Source organism: Butyrivibrio sp. TB, from assembly GCF_900110805.1.
Classification (GTDB): domain Bacteria; phylum Bacillota; class Clostridia; order Lachnospirales; family Lachnospiraceae; genus Butyrivibrio; species Butyrivibrio fibrisolvens_C.
In genome coordinates this window covers 134,724-155,029 of record NZ_FOER01000008.1, presented here as the reverse complement: position 1 = coordinate 155,029, position 20,306 = coordinate 134,724, and the positions used below count along the sequence as shown (strand labels likewise).

15 protein-coding genes are annotated in these 20,306 nt (G+C 40.2%); 14 read left to right on the top strand and 1 reads right to left on the bottom strand.

Features of this window, described 5'->3' with window-relative positions; genetic code table 11:
• Positions 1 to 5: 5 nt before the first annotated feature.
• From BMX21_RS07395 to BMX21_RS07330, 14 genes are all read left to right on the top strand, one after another.
• Positions 6 to 1,523 carry a hypothetical protein gene (locus tag BMX21_RS07395; RefSeq protein WP_022754997.1) on the top strand — a complete coding sequence of 506 codons (1,518 nt, stop codon included), beginning with the start codon at positions 6 to 8 and terminating at the stop codon, positions 1,521 to 1,523.
• Position 1,524: 1 nt separating this feature from the next.
• A complete protein-coding gene (locus BMX21_RS07390) occupies positions 1,525 to 2,181 on the top strand; it encodes a YIP1 family protein (RefSeq protein ID WP_022754998.1) in 657 nt (218 codons plus the stop codon).
• Positions 2,182 to 2,192: 11 nt separating this feature from the next.
• Positions 2,193 to 4,787 carry a DUF5696 domain-containing protein gene (locus tag BMX21_RS07385; RefSeq protein WP_143057218.1) on the top strand — a complete coding sequence of 865 codons (2,595 nt, stop codon included), beginning with the start codon at positions 2,193 to 2,195 and terminating at the stop codon, positions 4,785 to 4,787.
• A gap of 14 nt (positions 4,788 to 4,801) precedes the next feature.
• On the top strand, positions 4,802 to 5,713 hold the full coding sequence (locus BMX21_RS07380) for a carbohydrate ABC transporter permease (protein WP_242829488.1): 912 nt from the start codon (positions 4,802 to 4,804) through the stop codon (positions 5,711 to 5,713).
• Positions 5,706 to 6,707, top strand: coding sequence for a carbohydrate ABC transporter permease (locus BMX21_RS07375; protein ID WP_092042927.1), 1,002 nt, complete (start codon positions 5,706 to 5,708; stop codon positions 6,705 to 6,707). Before BMX21_RS07380 ends, BMX21_RS07375 begins: the two co-directional genes overlap by 8 nt.
• Before the next feature lie 345 nt (positions 6,708 to 7,052).
• A complete protein-coding gene (locus BMX21_RS07370; protein ID WP_022755002.1) occupies positions 7,053 to 8,525 on the top strand; it encodes an extracellular solute-binding protein in 1,473 nt (490 codons plus the stop codon).
• Between the two features lie 528 nt (positions 8,526 to 9,053).
• Positions 9,054 to 10,433, top strand: coding sequence for a glycoside hydrolase family 5 protein (locus BMX21_RS07365; RefSeq protein WP_092042924.1), 1,380 nt, complete (start codon positions 9,054 to 9,056; stop codon positions 10,431 to 10,433).
• Between the two features lie 366 nt (positions 10,434 to 10,799).
• Positions 10,800 to 11,546 carry a nucleoside/nucleotide kinase family protein gene (locus BMX21_RS07360; RefSeq protein ID WP_092042921.1) on the top strand — a complete coding sequence of 249 codons (747 nt, stop codon included), beginning with the start codon at positions 10,800 to 10,802 and terminating at the stop codon, positions 11,544 to 11,546.
• 218 nt (positions 11,547 to 11,764) lie between these two features.
• The gene (locus BMX21_RS07355) at positions 11,765 to 12,094 is read left to right on the top strand and encodes a putative quinol monooxygenase (RefSeq protein WP_022759420.1); all 330 of its coding nucleotides are present in this window, start codon (positions 11,765 to 11,767) and stop codon (positions 12,092 to 12,094) included.
• 15 nt (positions 12,095 to 12,109) lie between these two features.
• Positions 12,110 to 12,742 (top strand): flavodoxin family protein, encoded by a 633-nt coding sequence (locus tag BMX21_RS07350; RefSeq protein WP_092042919.1) that lies wholly within the window; start codon positions 12,110 to 12,112, stop codon positions 12,740 to 12,742.
• 269 nt (positions 12,743 to 13,011) lie between these two features.
• Positions 13,012 to 14,043, top strand: coding sequence for a DMT family transporter (locus BMX21_RS07345; RefSeq protein WP_092042916.1), 1,032 nt, complete (start codon positions 13,012 to 13,014; stop codon positions 14,041 to 14,043).
• A 194-nt stretch (positions 14,044 to 14,237) separates the two neighbouring features.
• On the top strand, positions 14,238 to 15,833 hold the full coding sequence (locus BMX21_RS07340; RefSeq protein WP_092042913.1) for a DUF5722 domain-containing protein: 1,596 nt from the start codon (positions 14,238 to 14,240) through the stop codon (positions 15,831 to 15,833).
• 276 nt (positions 15,834 to 16,109) lie between these two features.
• Entirely contained in the window at positions 16,110 to 17,402 is a 1,293-nt protein-coding gene (locus BMX21_RS07335; RefSeq protein WP_027205809.1) for a dicarboxylate/amino acid:cation symporter, read from the top strand.
• Between the two features lie 160 nt (positions 17,403 to 17,562).
• Complete coding sequence (locus tag BMX21_RS07330) at positions 17,563 to 19,500, top strand: fructose-1,6-bisphosphatase (protein ID WP_092042910.1); 1,938 nt, start codon at positions 17,563 to 17,565, stop codon at positions 19,498 to 19,500.
• A gap of 299 nt (positions 19,501 to 19,799) precedes the next feature.
• Here the strand turns inward: BMX21_RS07330 and BMX21_RS07325 are convergent, their stop codons facing one another.
• Entirely contained in the window at positions 19,800 to 20,165 is a 366-nt protein-coding gene (locus BMX21_RS07325) for a hypothetical protein (RefSeq protein ID WP_092042907.1), read from the bottom strand.
• Positions 20,166 to 20,306: the final 141 nt, after the last annotated feature.

The window sequence follows — 20,306 nt, the reverse complement described above, 5'->3', positions numbered from 1 at the left end:
GGGACATGAAAAAAGCGACAATTAAGAGAATCCTCGCCGGGGCATGTGCGGTAGCGGTAGCAGTTCTTGCTCCGCTATCAGCAGTAGCTGCCGAGAGAAGCTACTCATATATTTATGACTATTGGGGAGATGTACAGGATGCACCTAATGCATATACCTGTAGCAAGGTTTTTACATCATCAGAACTTGGACTTGATGTAAAGCTCAAATCTCCACAGGGACTTACAGTAGTAGGCAATAAGCTGTATGTATGTGATACAGGTAATAACAGGATCATAGAGCTTAACAGACCTACACCTCAGACACTTGAAGTTGAGAGGATAATCGATTCGTTTAAAGGCGCTGACAACAGCACTTTTGCAGCACCTACAGATGTTCAGGTGTCAGATGATGGCAATTTCTTTATCGCTGATAGCGGTAATGCCAGAATCTTAAAGCTTGATAAAGACCTTAACTACATAATGGAATTCAATAAGCCCAATGATAAAACACTTGATCCGGCACTTGTATTCCAGCCTACAAAGGTATCCGTTGACTCCGCAGAGCGTGTTTACTGTGTAGCATCAGGTATCAACAAGGGTCTTGTCAAGTATGAATCAGATGGAACATTTGCCGGTTTCGTAGGAGCTACACCTGTTACCTACAACTGGACAGATTATATCTGGAAGAAGTTCGCAACACAGGAGCAGAGAGCTCTCATGCAGAACTTCGTACCTACTCAGTATGATAACCTCTATATGGATCATGAAGGATTCATATATGCTGTTACAGGTTCCGGTGAAGCAGAAGAAATCAAGAGCGGAAGCGTAGATGTTATCAGAAAGCTTAACCTTATGGGTAATGACATCCTTGTAAGAAACGGTGAATGGCCTGTTATAGGTGACCTCTACATGGGTAACGGCGGTGGTTATGAAGGCGCATCCTATTTTACAGATGTTACCTGCTTTGATAATGATATCTATGTATGCCTTGATAAGAACAGAGGCAGACTCTTTGCTTATGATGATCAGGGCAACATGGTGATCGCATTTGGTGGTAACGGTAACATGGATGGTTACTTCAGAAGACCTTCTGCTATCGATCATATGGACTACGATCTGTTCGTACTTGATGAACTTGACTGTGCTATCACTCTTTTCACACCTACTGAGTTCGGTCAACAGATCTACGAAGCTATCGATCAGTTCGATAAGGGCTTTTATGAAGAGTCAGAGCAGTCATGGCGCCAGGTTATGGCACTTGATGGCAACTATGATCTTGCTTATATAGGAATTGGTAGAGCACTTCTTCGTCAGAAAGATTACAAGGGTGCGATGGATTATTTCGAACTTAAGTATGACGCAGATAACTACTCCAAAGCTTATAAACAGTACAGAAAACAATGGGTAGAAGATCATATCGTAATAATAGTTATTGTTATCTTGGCTATATTCCTCATTCCGCTTGGCATTGAGAGATACAAGAAGATCAAGTGGGAAATAGAAAAGGCTGAAATTGATGATATGAAACGTAACGGAGGATGATATGCTTCAAGTTTTAACACAAAAGGATAAAAGGACTAAATACCTGGATTCGTTAAAGTTTGCCTTGTACTGCATGTCACATCCTCTTGATGGTTTCTGGGATCTCACTCATGAAAAACGAGGAACAATGGCTGCAGCCAACACGATTCTATTTGCAACAGTTTTGATTCGTGTTTTGAAGCTTCGCTTCACAAGCTTTATATTCTTAACGGTTTACTGGGAAGACTTAAATATTTTCTTATACATTGCAAGTATTCTTTTCCCACTTGCATTGTGGGTTATTGGTAACTGGGGACTTACAACACTATTTGATGGTAAAGGAAGACTTGGCCAGGTATACATGGCAACATGTTACGGCCTTACTCCTTATCCGCTTGTACAGCTTCCTCTGATGATCTTCAGTAATTATGTAACAGTAGATGAGCAGGAGTTCTATACAGTACTTAGCGGACTCACACTTGTCTACGCAGGAATACTGATAGTAACAGCCATGGGACAGATACATGAGTTTTCATTTGGTAAGAACATTTTATTCACAGTATTTACACTTTTTGCGATGCTGGTAATGATCTTTATCTTAATGATATTCTTCAGTATGATCTCACAGGGTGTCGCTTACTTTATCTCTTTAGGTAGAGAATTTCTATTTAGGTTGTAATGGGAGCTTATATGAAAAAAGAATTGACAGAAAGACAGGTAGAGAGACGAAACGCTATAAAAGAAACTCTCAAGAGTATGATTGCTCCTGTGATATTCCTGGCTATAATCGGAGCAATTGTATTTGCGGTCGTTACTTATCAGAATGCGGAAGTCCCACCTGAGATTATCGAACCAAACGCGTATACGGAAATCGAAGGACCTGTGGTTATCGAAAATGATTCATTAAAGCTTACTATGGATCCTGAGACCACACAGTTCGAACTGCTTGTAAAGTCAAGCGGTAAAGTATGGAAATCATGCCCTGATGGAAGTGAAGATGATCCCATCGCACTTCCTGAGGAGAAGGCAAAACTTCAGTCAACTCTTGTTATGTCTTTTAACACAGAGGCAGGTCTTGAAACCACATATGATTCATTCAACTATTCTGTAAAGAATAAAATCTATGAAGTAATCCCCGGTGAAGACCAGATTGAAGTTAAATATTCACTTGGACAGGTTCAGAAAGAATTCGTAATTCCTCCGGTATGTACAGCAGAGGATTATGAGAAGTGGACCGGAGCTATGACCAAGGAAGGTCTTAATATCATAGGCGAGTATTACAAAAAGTATGATATTAATGATCTTGGTAAAAAGGATAATAAAGAAGAACTTCTTGCTAACTATCCTATATTAGAGACAAATGTTATATATGTTCTTCGTCCCGGTACTAAGGATAATGTTAAAAAGACAATTCAGAAGTATTTTGAAGAAGCCGGATACACATATGAACAGTATCTTGCTGACAAAGAACTCGATCTTTCAGAGACAGTCAATGACAAACCTATCTTCAATGTAAATGTTATCTACAGACTTGAAGGCGATGAGCTTGTTGTAGAGGTTCCTCTTAAAGAGCTTGAGTACAAATCAGATTATCCGATCTACACACTTTCAGTTCTTCCATATTTTGGAGCAGGTGGCAAAGATGATCAGGGATTCATGATGGTTCCTGAAGGCGGTGGTGCTATCATCAACTTCAATAATGGTAAGACTTCACAGAACAGTTATTATGCAAACGTTTATGGATGGGATATGTGCCTTTCACGTAAGGCCCTGGTTCATAACACAAGAGCATCATTTGGTGTATACGGAATATCTCAGGGTGATGATTCATTCATCTGTATGCTTGAAGATGGTAAGTCATATGCTTCCGTTCAGGCTGATATATCCGGCAAGAACAACAATTATAACTATGTAAATGCTGTATACAGCATCTGTCAGAGAGAGCAGTATGAAGTTGCAGATATCGCTAACTCTGAGATCTACAAATATCTCGAAGAACTTCCTGATGAGAATCTGTCTCAGAGATACAAATTCGTAGATTCAGGCAGCTATGTAGATATGGCTAAGGGTTATGGCTCTTATCTCAAGAATAAATATGGAGATTACATGGCACTTAACACTGATGCAGAAGCTCCTGTAGAAGTTGAGATCGTAGGTGCAGTTGACAAGGTTAAGCAGATTGTCGGTGTTCCTGTATCAAGGCCTCTTCCTCTTACAACATATGCAGAAGCTCAGGGCATACTTGAAGATCTTAATGCAAACGGCTTTAACAATATGTCAGTTAAGATGTCAGGCTGGTGCAATGGTGGTGTAAGCCAGAAGCTCCTTGAGAATGTTAACCTTGTAGGCGGTCTTGGCGGCAAGAAGGATCTTACAGCTCTTAGTGATTATGCTAAGCAGCAGAACATTAACCTGTATCTTAACGGTGTAACACAGTATGAGTACAACTCAAATATCTTCGATGGTTTCTTCTCATACACAGATGCAGCTAAGTTCATCAACAAGGAAAGAGCAGAGCTCTATCAGTACAGTGCTGTAACATATGCTCAGAGAGAAGGTGCTAAGACATTCTACCTTCTTCATTCAACACTTGCCGGACAGATGTCTGACAATCTTGTAAATGCAGCAGCTGGCTACGGCGCAGGCGTATCATTCGAAGATGACGGTAAAGATCTTTCTGCTGACTATTATGTTAAGGATACTCACTCCAGAGAATCAGTTCTTAATTCTCAGGTAGCAAGATTCCAGGCAGTTAATGATTCTGGCCAGAACATTATGGTCAATATGGGTAACGACTATGCAGTTCCATATGCAAGCATGGTTACTAATATGGATCTTAGAGGAAATGATTACACAATCCTTGATGAATGTGTTCCTTTCTATCAGCTGGCTATACACGGATATGTAAACTACACGGGTTATCCTCTTAACATCTGCGGAGATGATGTACAGCAGCTTCTCTATAGCGCAGAGTATGGTGCAGGTCTTTCATTCACAGTTATGAAAGAATCTTCATTCGCACTTCAGAAGACACTTTACACAGAGTACTATGGATCAGACTATGATGCATGGCGCGACAGAATGGTAGAGTACTACACAAGATACAATGAACAGCTTGGACATGTATTCAATCAGGAAATGGTAGATCATCAGAACCTGTCAGGTACACTTTCTGTAACTACTTATGCTGATGGAACCAAGGTATATGTCAACTATGATTTTGAAGATGTAACAGCAGACGGTCAGACAATTCCTGCCAGAGATTATCTGGTAGTGAGATCATAAGCGGAAAGGATTTAATGATGAAGAAGCAAAAGAATAAACTGGCGGGTCTTCAAAAGAGAAAAGCCATTGCCGGATATTTGTTTATATCGCCATTTATTATTGGATTCCTTGCCTTTATGGTTAAGCCACTCTTACAGTCACTGCACATGAGCTTTTCTGAAGTAAGTCTTGGATCCGGTAACTTCACACTTACATTTAACAAACTCGAGAACCTAAAATATGCATTTAGAGTTGATCCTGAGTATACAAGACTTCTTGTAGAAGAGCTTGGAAGAATGGTCGTCTACTCACTGGCTATCATAGTATTTTCATTCTTCGTAGCACTTATACTTAATCAGAAGTTCAAGGGAAGAGCACTTGTACGTGCAATATTCTTCCTTCCGGTTATCCTTTCATCCGGTGTTATCTTAGGACTTGAAACCAATAACCAGCTTATGGCTACACTTGCAGCTCAGATCGAAGATACAACAAGCGGTGTTAGCATCACAGCAGCTCTGGAAGAGATCTTAAGAACTTCCGGAGTTGGTGTAAGAGCTTTTGAGAAGGTCTTCGAAGTTATTGATAATATCTATGATGTTGCTATAGCATCAGGTATTCAGATCATCATCTTCCTGTCAGGTCTTCAGACAATTTCAAGCAGTATGTATGAAGCAGCTGATATCGAAGGATGTACTAAGTGGGAAAGTCTTTGGAAGATCACATTCCCTATGATAAGCTCAATGTTCCTTGTTAACTGGATTTATACAGTAGTTGACTTCTGCATGAGATCTGATAACGAGGTTATTAAGAAGATTCAGGCTGTAATGATCGATCAGATGCAGTACGGCAGAGCTTCAGCGATGTCCTGGGTATACTTCATAGTTGTCCTGGCATTTATAGGAATCTCATCATTCCTGATCTCTAAGGAGGTTTACTACTATGACTAAAGCAAAGAATATCGAAAAGCTCGGATTCTGGGAGAGAAACAGGCGTTCAGGCGGATATCTCCTTAGAAAGAAGATCATAGAGATAGCAGTAAGTATCTGCAGATTCATCCTTTTGTTCGGAATGTGCTTCCTTATACTTCAGCCTATTCTGAATAAGATCTCTGTCAGCTTCATGACAGAGCAGGATCTGTATAACCCGATTGTTACTAATATCCCGGAGCACTTTACAACAGCCAATTACAAGATGGCATCAGATGTAATGTCTTATCCTAAGGCTCTTGTAAATTCAATCGTTATATCATTTACGATAGCTCTTTTACAGATTACTGTATGTACACTTGTAGGATATGGTTTTGCAAGATTCAAGTTCCCGCTTAAGAATATGTGGTTTGCTTGTGTAATCCTTGTAATCCTCATCCCTCCGCAGACAATCGTAAGTTCACTGTATCTGCACTTCAGATTCTTTGATATTTTTGGAATCATTAAACTCATAACAGGTGAGACTATAAACCTTAGAGGTTCCAAGCTTCCATACTATCTTATGAGTGCTACAGCGATGGGACTTAAGAATGGTCTTTATATCTATATGATAAGACAGTTCTTCAGAAACATCCCCGGTGATATGGAAGAGGCTGCATATGTTGACGGATGCGGCATGCTAAGGACATTTGCAAGGATCATGCTTCCTCAGAGTAAGCCAATCCTTTCATCCTGCTTCCTGTTCGCATTTGTATGGCAGTGGACTGATGGATTCTACTCCAAGATGTTCCTTGGAACAACACCTCTTGTAAGTACATCACTTGCAAGAATCGTTGATTCACTTGGTGCATATATTCAGAGAATATCCGGAATCAAGACAACTATCTCAGTTGCTTATTCCAACTGTATCTTATCAACAGGTACACTTATGATCATTCTGCCACTTATTGTTATCTATCTCTTCGCACAGAGAGCTTTCGTAGAGAGTATAAGTGCTACAGGCATTAAGATGTAATGGGGATGTTAGAATTGCCTTTGGCAATTTTAACTCCTGGATTGTAAACAATCCGTGGGATGTTAGAATTGCCTTTGGCAATTTTAACTCCTGAACTGTAAACAGTTCTTGGGATATTTGAATTGTCTTTGACAATTCTGACTCCTGGATTGTAAACAGTACACCTTGTGGGGGCTGGTGTTCAGGCTCCACAAGAAACCAAAATAATGATATAATCTAAAGTTTACTTATGGTATTTAATTACTGGTTTAGGTATACTTTATAGGGGATCAATTTTTGAGAAGGAAGATTTCCACTATCAGTGGTTATCGATAAAACAATTTTTTCTTATGAAGGAGGAAAAATATGAAAAAGCAGTTAGCAAACAAAGCAATTGCTGTAGCAACAATCACAGCTATGTCAGCAGGTCTTGTTGCTTGTGGCGGTTCAGGTGATGCAGGAAATCAGGGAGATTCAACTACTGATTCAACAACTAATGAAGGCACAACAGATCAGGCATCAAATGAAGCTACAGAAGCTGAGGAAGAGGGTCCAAAGATTATCACAGATGAGAATGGTGATCCTATCGACCTTGGCGGTATGGAAATCGTAGTTCGTGACTGGTGGTCATCAGAAGAGCAGGCTGAGCCTTCAAACGACTATGAGGAATCTCTTGACGAGTATCGTGAGTGGATCCAGGAGACATACAACTTCAAGATTAAGCAGGTTGCTATTTCCGATTGGGGAACAACACCTCAGGATTTCGTAGACTATGTTACAACAGGCGGCGACGATAATAACTATGTATTCATCTTAAGAGGTGATGCAGCTATCGTTTCAGCTATGAACAATGGTCTTATGTATGACCTTGCAACTCTTGACTGCCTTGACTTCACACAGGATAAGTTCACATCAAACCTTATCCACGAGCAGTATTCTAAGGGCGATTCCATCTATGCTATGTCAGCAGGTATCGCTGAGCCTCGTACAGGTGTTTACTTCAACAAGAGACTTCTTACAGAAGCAGGTATCGATCCTGAAAGCATCTATGATATGCAGGCAGATGGCACATGGACATGGGATAAGTTCGAAGAGCTTATGGCTAAGTGTCAGAGAGATACAGATAACGATGGTGTCAATGATGTATATGGTCTTACACTTAACGAAGGTGTTATGACAACTGAAGCTGTATTCTCTAACGGCGGATCTTATGTAGCTAAGGATGCTGACGGTAAGTATGTATACAACCTTGAAGCTCCTGAGACTCAGGAAGCTCTTGAGTGGTGCGTAGATATGTACAACAAGTTCGACAACCACGATCCAGAAGGTGCTGAATGGGATTACTACAAGGAAGAGTTCGTTCAGGGACACGCTGCATTCATGGTAGAAGATGAGTATGCTGGCGGACCTGGTGCATTCCTTGCTGATATGGAAGATGAAGTTGGTTTCGTAATGTTCCCTAAGGGACCTAAGATGGACACTTATGTAAACGTATGGAGCAACAACCCGGCAGCTATTCCTGGATGCTATGATGCAGACAGAGCTTGGAAGATCGCATTCGCTTACAACCTCTACACAGAAGCTCCTGAAGGATACGAAGATTACAACGGATTCCTTTCAACAGCTCGTCAGGGTGTATTCGATGAAAGAGCAGTAACAGAGACAATCACAATGATGTCTGAGCCTGAGCACGGTACAGTTGCTTACCACGACATGATTCCTAACCTTAAGCTTGGTGAGGAGCTTGTATGGAGCATCGGACCTAACGCAGACGTTGCAGCTCTTACAGAAGCAATTGCTGATACATGGAAGGCTTATATCGACGAAGCTAACAAATAATTTTGGATCATTGATTCAAAATAGAAAGTGCTTTTATACTAATAATAAACTTCTGTTTAAAATCGTATAAGAGTATAAAACTTAAGAGGCGGTGCATGATGCATCGCCTCTTTTTAGAAAATGGATATGATGTATTTTATAGGTTTTATATGTAAACTTCCAACTTGGGCGGCGCTGTGTCTGAGAAGGTCTTGCATGGGCAGACAGAATATGAATCTTTGCCACGTTGTTAATTGTTTTATAATTCATGGCATGATATCTGAATTCTTTTATTCTGGGGTCCAAACTCGCTTCGCGGGGGCATGTGGACCCCGGGCAGAATAAAAAATTCATCTATCATGCTCATGAATTTTATAAAACAATTAAAAAACGTAGCAAAGATTCATATTCTGTCTGCCCATGCAAAACCTTCTCAGACACGGCGTCGCCCAAGTTGGAAGTTTGAGTATAAATAATGCAGATAGATATATTAGTAATATAGATTTATAAGTAAAATGATATGGATAGTATATTGTTCAAGGAGATTCTATGAAAAAGAAGGTAGTTAGCGTATTGCTGGCACTATTACTTGTTGGGTGCGGCGTATCAGGGAATGATAATGGTAATGGATCAGTGGATGATGGAGCCGCTGGTGGAGAAGTTACTAATGACAGTGCAAATGCAGATGCATCAGAAACAGGCGATAGTGCTGATAATAATGCCGGCAGTACTGATGATACAAGCGAGAGTTTGACAGGTGATGTTAATGCAGATGCAAGTACTTTAGATTCAGATAAGGAGACCGAAGAGATGGCTACTGAGATTGTGATTCCGGAATTAGATATAGCTCAGAAAGATATTCCTGATAATGATGGTCTTAAGTTCGTTCAGGATATGAAGCTTGGTTACAATATTGGAAATACATTTGATGCTTTTGTTGACAATGGTGTCAAAGATGATCTTACTATAGAGACAGCATGGGGCAATGACAAAGTTACTAAAGATTATATAAAAGCTATACATGATAATGGATTTAATACAGTAAGAATCCCTGTGAGCTGGCACAATCATGTAGATGAAGATCTTAAGATCAATGAGGCATGGCTTGACCGCGTTCAGGAAGTTGTAGACTATGCAATAGAAGAAGATATGTATGTTATTATCAATATACATCATGATAATCATCTTGAAGCAAATGGCTTCTATCCTGACGAGGATCATAAAGAGCAGTCTCTTAAGTATGTTGAGTCTATCTGGTCACAGGTTGCTGACAGATTCAAGGATTATGATGATAAGCTTGTATTTGAAGCTCTTAATGAGCCCAGACTTGTAGGTCACACTAATGAATGGTGGATTGATCCAAATAACGAAGACTGTAAAGAGGCTATTGCCATAATCAATGAACTTAATCAGAAGTTTGTAGATGTTGTAAGAGCATCCGGCAGTAATAACGAAAACCGCTATCTTATGTGCCCCGGATACTGCGCAAGTCCTGACGGAGTTCTTAATGATGGATTTGTGATTCCTACTGACAGTGCTGATAATAAGATAATCTTATCTATCCATGCATATACACCATATAGCTTTGCTCTTGAAAGCCCCGGAATAGACAACTTTGATGCAAGTTCATACGATAGCAGAAAAGATATTGACTATTTCATGGATAAAATATACTCAAAGTATATAAGTCAGGGTATTCCGGTTCTTATCGGAGAGTGCGGAGCAGTTGATAAGAATGGTAATCTTCAGGATAGAGTAGACTGGGCAGCATATTATACAGCTAAGGCAAGATCCTGCGGTCTGACTGTTACGATCTGGGACAACGGCGCATTTGCAGGAAACGGAGAACTATTTGGTTTCATAAACCGCGACGATGGTACACTTGCATATCCCGAGGTTATGGAAGCAATGCTTAAGTACTGCGAATAACGTTGTTTAAGTATTGTGAATAATGTTGTTTAAGTACTACGAATAAAGTGGTTAGTTACTGCGAATAAAGTTGATTTGGTGCTTCGAATATCGTTTTATAAACAGGCGTTCCACTTATATATCAAATACAAGTTGGACGCTTGATATATGTCAGTGTAAAAAAGTCCGGGTGGGCATTCCCTGCTTGGACTTTTTTGATGTTATAATTTGTGGCGAAGAGTTTATCATAAGTCACATGATGGCATATAATATGGCAGATACATTTATATACTTGCAAAGAGAATTATATGTGGCGGGTACACTCATAAACTTGTAAAGATAATTATGAATGCGATAGTTCATAAAGAGTATTTTGGAGGGTGAGACTTGAATATTACTTTTGATATAAATGGAATTGAAGTTAAGGCAACGTATTCTGAAGATAATATAGACAATATCTTTATTCCTTTGCTGGAGAAAATGAAAGATCTGTATGACCAAAAAGAAAAAAGAGTACTTGTGATGCTTGCGGCTCCTCCCGGATGTGGGAAGAGCACTCTTTTGTCTTTTCTAAAATATTTATCAGAAAATACAGATGGTCTTACGCCGGTGACGGTAATAGGTATGGACGGTTTTCATAGGTATCAGGATTATCTTAAGACGCATTCTATCATAAGGGATGGACATAAGATTCCTATGATAGATGTAAAGGGTGCACCGGAGACCTTCGATCTTGATAAGCTTCTTGATAAAGTAAAGCATGTAGCAGATGGAGATATATGCTCGTGGCCTGATTATAACAGGATGACTCACAATCCGCAGGAAGATGCCACTATTGTAGATAGTAATATTGTAATACTTGAAGGTAATTATCTACTGCTTAAAGATGAAGGCTGGAACAGGCTCAAGGATTATGCAGACATGACTATCAGTGTTACAGCTGATACAGATATGCTCCATGCACGCCTTATAGACAGGAAGATTATGAGTGGTAAGGGAAGAAGTGAAGCAGAGCACTTCGTTGACTATAGCGATATGTACAATGTAAGAACAGTTCTGGACAGATCATCAGATGCAGATGTTATGCTTAAAGTCCTTGAAGATGGCAGTTATAAGTGTGTCGGCAATTTATAATGTTGTCTTGAAAGAATCTTATCAAGTCAATACCGGCTACGGATTTCGTGGGATAATATCTTTACCTTGAAATTGACCTATTTGGTACATTCTTGAATTTTATGTTCAAGAATGCATATGTAAACAAGTTCATGATTGCGTAATCTTTTTGACATTTTTAGGGATTAAATATATGTTATAGTTAATCTGTACGATTTTTTGCAAAAGGAGGTGCTTTCATGAGTATTACTGTAAACCTTAGATATACAGGCAAGAATGAATCTGCGGCCAAATTTGCAGAAGAAATGATAGGAAGCGGGACAGTTGCTGCTATCAGAGCTGAAAAAGGAAATCTAAGATATGAATACTATATCTCTATGGACGATCCTGAGACTATCCTTCTCATAGACAGCTGGGAGAATCAGGCAGCTATTGATGCTCACCATGCATCACCTATGATGAAGACTATTGCAGAACTTCGTGATAAATATGATCTTCATATGACAGTTGAGAGGTATGTATCAGATGATAACATGCCTGATAAGGATGCAGCATTTATAAGAAAGTAGGAGGCTAGGCAGACTATGAAAGTGGTACTTGTTAACGGCTCACCTCATGTTAAGGGCAATGTGGCTGTTGCTCTAAATGAGATGGTAAAAGAATTTGAAGCAGAGGGGATAGAAACTCAGATCCTTAATATCGGTATGAAGGATATAAGAGGATGTATCGCATGCGGCAGATGCGCTGAGCTTGGAAGATGCACATTTGATGATATTGTCAATGAATCCGTGCACTTGTTTGAAGAGGCTGACGGTGTTGTATTTGCTTCACCTGTATACTATGCCTCAGCCAATGCTACGCTTATAGCATTTCTGGACAGACTTTTCTACAGCTCGCATTTTGACTGGACCATGAAAGTCGGTGCCAGCGTAGTTGTGGCTAGAAGAGGCGGATTGTCAGCAACATTTGATGAGATCAATAAGTACTTTACTATATCAGGCATGCCTGTAGCTTCTAGCTATTACTGGAACAGTGTCCACGGCGGCGCTGACGGCGAAGCAAGAGGCGATGCAGAGGGCCTTTTTGACATGAGAGCTCTTGCAAGAAATATGTCTTTTCTTATGAAAAGTATAGCTCTTGGCAAAGAGAAGTTCGGACTTCCCAAGAAAGAGCAGCATGCATGGACCAACTTTGTAAGAGAAGATCTTCTTAGCTGAGTTCATAATAATAGAACATTATATAAAGAGCTGTGAAAGGCTTAATATTGGCATTCCCATTCCAAAATGGGAAACCACAGAAGAAAGAGAACATCTCGAAGAACGCTGGAGATAAATATAAAAAATAGTAAAAAATATAGTAAAAAATATAGTAAAAAGGTATACTAAGTAGCGAACGGCAAAATATTTCACCTAAACCAAAAATATAGTTTAGGTGAAATATTTTTGTGCTGTAATTCACCTATAAAATTAAAGACACGAGGAAATAAATGAAAACCGGTAATGATATAACAATTAATGTAGTTTCATCTACAGTAAGTCAGTCAGATTCATCAGAATCAGGGAAAAAAACAAATAAAGATTTAAATTCAAACAAGAAGTCAATCTGGACGAGACTTCCTATAGTGATCCTTACAGCAATCTTTTGCTGTACTTTATGGGGGAGTGCTTCGCCTGCTATTAAGATAGGATATGATCTATTTGCCATAGCGCCGGGCGATACACCCTCGAGGATACTCTTTGCCGGTACCAGATTTATAATTGCAGGTATCATGGTTATCGTCTTTGGAAGTATACTTCAGAAAAAAGTGCTGATCCCTAAGAAATCATCTATTTTATACATTCTGGTCTTAGCCTGCTTTCAGACGATACTTCAGTATATATTCTTCTATATGGCCCTTGCCTTTACATCAGGTGTAAGAGGCTCGATCATTAATGCTGCCGGAAGCTTTTTCAGTATCCTTCTAGCAGTATATGCTTTCAGATTTGAAAAGTTATCTGTTCGTAAGGCAGCTGGCATGCTGATTGGCTTTTTAGGAGTATTTCTCTGCGTTACAGGTGGTAGCGCCTCCTTCCTTGAAGGAGGATTCTCTATTCAGGGCGAGGGAGCGATGCTTATTGCAGCATTTGCAAGTGCTGTTGCGGGATGTTTTATTAAGCTCTTTTCCCAAAAAGAGAATCCTGTAATATTGTCAGGCTATCAGTTCTTTATAGGCGGGATCGTCATGAGCATAGTCGGAAAGCTTATGGGCGGGAATCTAACCATCGTGTCTGCAGGAAGTATACCGCTTCTTGTCTATATGGCATTCATATCTGCCGGTGCATATACATTATGGGGAGTACTCCTTAAATATAATCCTGTTAGTACTGTTACAGTACTGGGTTTCGTAAATCCTGTGATGGGAGTTATATTATCAGCGATATTCCTTCATGAAGGCGCGGAGGCACTTAGTATCTATACTCTTATAGCGCTTGTGCTTGTAAGTCTTGGAATATATATCATCAATAAGAAAAGTAAATAGAATAATATAACTTAAACTTCGTAGCTGACAAAAGAAAGCCAGAAGAAATATTCAGGAATTAGTGCGATCCTCCGATATATGTATATCTGAATGTTTGTTTACAATATCAATTCAAAGAGGTGGTATTAAAGCCATTGCTTTAGTTTGGTATTAAGACTTTATATGGAGTTTTCAGGTATAAAGAGAGGTTATCTATGAATCAAAAGAAAAAGATTTCTGCTATATTTCTGGCACTTGTTGCCTTGTTTGTATTTCTGGCTCCGTCTAAGCTTCCTGCAAGAGCTGCTGGAACTGTAAGTATTACTTCGGCTCAGATTGAAGGAAGTAATGTAATAGTCAAGGCGTCTGCGTCATCTGTACCTTCAAGCGATGACGGATTGTACCATTTGTTTGCGCTTAAGATGTACGAAGTTTCGCCGTCGGGGACTCCTGTTGCAAGTGCAGCTGCAGGTACTAGTGCGACATTTTCTTTTGCCCTGAATAAGGAAACTGCAAGCTCGCATCTGTATGACAAGTTTGCAATAGCTACCTTAAATAGTGGCAGCTACACAATAGTTAGTAACTTCCATTACATAACTAACCCGGAAGCTCTGGCAACCAATACGTCTTCAAGGAAAAACGAATCTAACAAAAAGGGGATCTGGGGCAATAACCTTGGAGGCCTTAATGCAGGGCAGACTGCCTATAACTTTAATATCCACCAGTTCAGCATAAGCGAATCTTCCAGCGGCAACTGGAATTATAATGGCAAGACCTGGTCTATCACAGGTAACTTCTCAGGCTATGACGAGCTGATGAAAAAGTATAACAATCAAGGCCTTGCAGTAACGATGGTGGTTCTAAATGGCTATAAGGATGCGGAGTTTGTCTATCCTACGGCAAGGGATGGCGGCGGATCCTGTCCTTATTATATGCTCAATACTGCTGATCAAAGAGGTCTTGAGAAGCTTGAAGCTCTGATGTCTTATATCAGTAACCGCTATAACGGAAGTACCGGACATGGCCAGATCGATAACTGGGTTATAGGCAATGAAGTTAATGCGTATCTGTCATGGAACTATCTGCCATATACTGATGTTGCAACCTACTCAAGGATATATGCTGATAGCCTTAGGATCTGCTACAACGCTATCATGAGTGAGAACAAAAACGCCAATGTCTGCATGTGTATTGACCAGATGTGGGACAGAAACAGAACTTCTGATCCGACTTTCTACGATGGAAGAGATGTTCTTGACAATGTCAATGCTTATATTAAGTCAGAAGGTAACATTAACTGGGGACTTGCACAGCATCCGTACAATACTCCATTGTACTGGACACCATTCTGGACTCCGATGACGCCATATTATGGGTCACTTATAAGTCATGATGCAGGCACAGATATGCTTACAATGGAGAATATAGAAGTTCTCACGGATTATCTGTGTCAGTCAGCTTATCTTAATAATAAAGGTCAGGTAAGACCTGTATATCTGACAGAATGCGGCTATAGCTCAGCGGTATACGGTGATCAGAACTCGCAGGCTGCGGGGATCATTTATGCCTACAACAGAGTTATCCGTAACCAGTATATAAAAGGTATATTTATCAAAAATCTTGAAGAAAGCGGCGAAGAGATAGCGCAGAACCTGTACTTCGGAATCCTTGATTCAAGCGGCAATCAAAAAGTTGCATATGCCTACTTCAGGGATATGAACACCGGCGGTTCTGATAATGCAGTAGCTTTTGCCCAGTCCATAATAGGAGCAGATAAGTGGGCTAATGATATGAGTGCATATTCAAGGTAAAAGGGACTTAACCATAGAAGATTATAAGTTAGATGATGCAGCATGGACCAGGATATAAAATCTCTTGATCTGTAAGGGGATGGAACGAACAGAGGTACAGTTTGCATTTAGATGGTAAAACGTGCGAATGTATACGTATTGTAATTGACTACGCATATATAGCAATGAGATAATATTAAAGAGCAGCGCGATGAAGAGCTTATAGACTCTCAAGGCGCTGCCTTTTTATTTTTTAGAATCGTTGGACCTTGGCTCGTTGGAGCCGGAAGGAGGACTATGGGTAGGAAGAATTTTCTAAAAAGTTATGGTTTCATTATGGCTATGCTGATAGCTATCGTTGCAGGCTGCATTGTCGGATGGATATGGCCTGTTGTAACAGGGGAGGATGGCAGCACTATATCAAACGGTGCCACTGTTCTTGAACCACTAGGTAAGCTGTTTATAAACCTTATGTTCTGCGTAGTTGTGCCTATGGTATTTTTCTCAATATCAAGCGCCATTGGTAATATGCAAAGTCCTAAAAGGGCAGGCAAGATACTTGGAACCACTATTGCAACATTCTTTGTAACAGGTCTTATTGCTGCAGTTTTATTTTATATAGTCATGATGGTAATCCCGCCCGTTACACATACATATGATCTTACTGAAGGTGAGATTGGTGATACTATTTCGATTCCGCAGATGATCATTAACTTCTTTACAGTTGAAGACTTCACAGCTCTTTTTTCAAGAAGAGCGATGCTGCCTCTTATCGTAGCATCTGTATTTACTGGCTTTGGAATTCAGGGATGCGGCGGATCACAGTCTATTGTAGGCAAGTTCTTCTCTAACATGACTGAAGTTATCATGCGCATCGTTAAGCTTATCACCTACTATGCACCTATCGGATTCTTTGGATTCTTTGCAAGTCTTGTAGCTACATACGGACCTGACCTTATCGGTGACTATTCAAGAGCGCTTATTACTTATTATGTATTTTGTTTCGTATACATGTTTGTTTCATTCCCTCTGTATGCATGGTTTGGCGGCGACAAAAAGGGTATATCAGTTATGTTCTCACACCTGTTCAGACCTGCAGTTACAGCATTTGGAACATGCTCATCTGTTGCAACCATCCCTACCAATATGGAAGTTGCGCAGGAATCCGGTGTGCCTAAGGATGTTACGGATATAGTCCTTCCTATGGGCGCTACAATGCATATGGATGGCTCATCAATGTCTGCAATCCTCAAGGTTGCCTTCCTCTTTGGAATATTCGGTATGGACTTTACCGGTGGCAGAGCTGTCCTTGCTATCATAATAGCTGTGTTCTCATCAGTAGCTATGTCAGGAATCCCGGGAGGCGGCGGAGTAGGAGAACTTGTCCTTGTAACTATGTTCTTCCCTGATCAGATGGCAATTGCATATCCTATAGCTCTTGCGCTTGGCAATCTCATCGATCCTCCTGCAACTATGGTCAATGCAGCAGGGGATTATGTAGTTAGCTTCATCGTTGCAAGATTTACTGATGGTAAGGACTGGATCAATAGAAAATCGTCTAAGCCTAAAGAAAGTGAAAAAGCAAGCTGAAAAATAAATAACTGAAATTATAAAATCACAAAAGCAGTAGGTAGGGGCTGTACCGTGTCTACTGCTTTTTATGTGCAGGTAAAAGTGTGCTTGCGTGCAAACTTAAAGAAGTTGTATTATTGTTATGTAAACGCTTACATTTATATGGGGAGACATTTTTATGCGAGATCTTGACTATCTTAAGCTTTTAAGCCAGAAATATCCAAATTCAAGAAAGGCTGGTGCAGAGATCATCAATCTTCGTGCGATCTGTGCACTTCCAAAGGGAACAGAATATTTTTTCTCAGATCTTCATGGAGAGGATAGGAGCTTCGTGCACCTTCTTAGGAGCTCATCAGGTATCATACGGGCCAAGATCACAGAGACCTTTGGAGATATGTTATCTAGTCAGGAGCAGTTGGATCTAGCTAACCTTATATATTATCCTGATAGAATTATTTCAAATGCCAGACAGACGGGCGTAGATAATGCTGAGTGGCAGAAGATTACCATATTTAGGCTCGTTCAGATAGTAAAATGTGTTGGAAGAAAGTATACAAGGTCCAAGGTTCGTAAGAAGATGCCTGAGGATTATGCCTATGCTATAGATGAGCTCTTGCACAATGATGCCAAGGATGTTGACAAGAAGCAGTATTATCAGGAGATCATAAACGGTATCATAGACGTGGATGCAGGAGATGAGTTCATCACAGCCCTGTGCGGTCTTATTCAGAACCTGACTATAGATTCACTTCATATAATCGGTGATATATTCGACAGAGGACCTCATGCCGATGTTATCATGAACGAGCTTATGAATTTCCACGACGTTGATATCCAGTGGGGCAATCATGACGTTAGCTGGATGGGCGCTGCCTGCGGCAATACAGCCTGCATAGCCAATGTGCTTAGGATTGCGACCAGCTATAACTCTTTTGACGTACTTGAGGATGGTTATGGTATTAACCTTCGTCCTCTTTCTATGTTTGCTGCCAATACATATGCGGATGATCCTTGTGATAATTTCAAGATACATCAGCTTGATGAGAACAAGTACGACTCTGTAGAGCCCGAGCTTGCTGCCAAGATGTGTAAGGCTATCTCTATCATACAGTTCAAGCTTGAAGGACAGCTTATAATGCAGCATCCGGAATACGAGATGGAAGACAGGCTCCTTCTTAATAATATCGACTATGACAAGCATACAGTTACAATAGATGGCGTAACATATAAGCTTAAGGACTGGAACTTCCCTACAGTTGATCCGCTCCACCCTTATAATCTGACTATCGAAGAGGGCGAACTGATCCACACTCTTAAGATGAGCTTCATCCATTCGCCGCTTCTGCATAAGCATATACGATTTATATACTCCCACGGAGCTATGTACAAGATATGCAACAATAACCTCCTTTACCATGGCTGCATTCCTATGAATAATGACGGATCGTTTGTTGAGATCAGTAATGCAGACGGATCATTCTCCGGCAGAAGCCTTATGGATTATCTGAACCAGATGTGTATAGACGCATATTTTCTGGATGAGGTTACAGATCCTGTCAGGAAAAGAAAAGCAGTAGACCTTATGTGGTATCTGTGGTGCGGCAAGAATTCGCCTCTTTTTGGCAAAGATAAGATAACAACATTCGAGCACTATTTTGTCGATGATAAGGCAGCTTGTAAAGAGACTTTTAATGCATATTATTCATATACTGATAATAAAGAATATGTTGAAAAGATATTGAGTGAGTTTGGTCTGGGCTGCGCAGGATCTCATATAATCAACGGACATGTGCCTGTTGAAGTTAAGAATGGAGAGAGCCCTGTCAAGGCTGATGGAAGGCTCTATGTCATAGATGGAGGCTTGTCCAAGGCATATCATGAAAAGACAGGAATAGCAGGGTATACACTTATCTGCAACTCTCATCACCTTGCCCTTGCTGTTCACAGGAGCTTCACACCCGGGCAGGAATATACGCCCAAGATAGTAAGCACTGAGGAGTTTGAGAAGAGAGTTATGGTAAGGGATACTGATGTCGGACGAGAACTTAAGAAGCAGATAGATGACCTTAAGGAACTAATGGAAGCATACAAGAACGGTCTTATCAAGGAAAAGTGATAAAAGAAGTGCATCCACACCTCTGCATATTGGCATTCTCAAAATCTTTGCAATGGCGGACTGTATATGAATCATTGCCACGCTGTTAATCGTTTTATAAATTCATGGCATGATATCTTGAGTCTTTTATTCTGGGGTTCAAACTCGCTGCGCTCAGACATGTGAACCCCGGGCAGAATAAAAAAATCAATCTATCACGCTCATGAATTTTATAAAACAATTAAAAAGCGTGGCAATGATTCATATACAGTCCGCCATTGCAAAGATTCTGAGAATGCTGCTACGTAGAGGTGTGGAATTTAAGTAAAAGGATAATGAGAATTAGAAGTCGGAATATACACTTTGATTGAATCGTAGTAAGTATAGAGCTTCTGGACTCCGTTTTCCAAAATATAGTAGTGCCTGATGTATGGAATGAGGAGTATAATAAATAGGAATGTCAGGACGAGTAACAGGAGCATGGATGTCATTACATATGCAATTACTCCCATGAGAGTAAGGATTGCAAATGTAACGGTGACAATAAGATGGATGAGCCTTTCGTGCTGGAAGAAGGCTATCTGAGTCATGAGATCTTTGTATGCTCTTAGGTATTCTTCGCCGCTGTGGTCAGTGGTGATGAACTCTGCCATATAGGATAGATACTCTTTTAGACGTTTTTCCATACTGATTACCTTAGACATTTACTGAATACTTTCTGCATTCTGTACTTAGAAATGAATCCATGTTTTTTGAACAAATAACAGATATGACCTGTATCCATGGGTTTTGAACAAATAACAGATATGACCTGTATTCATGTGCTT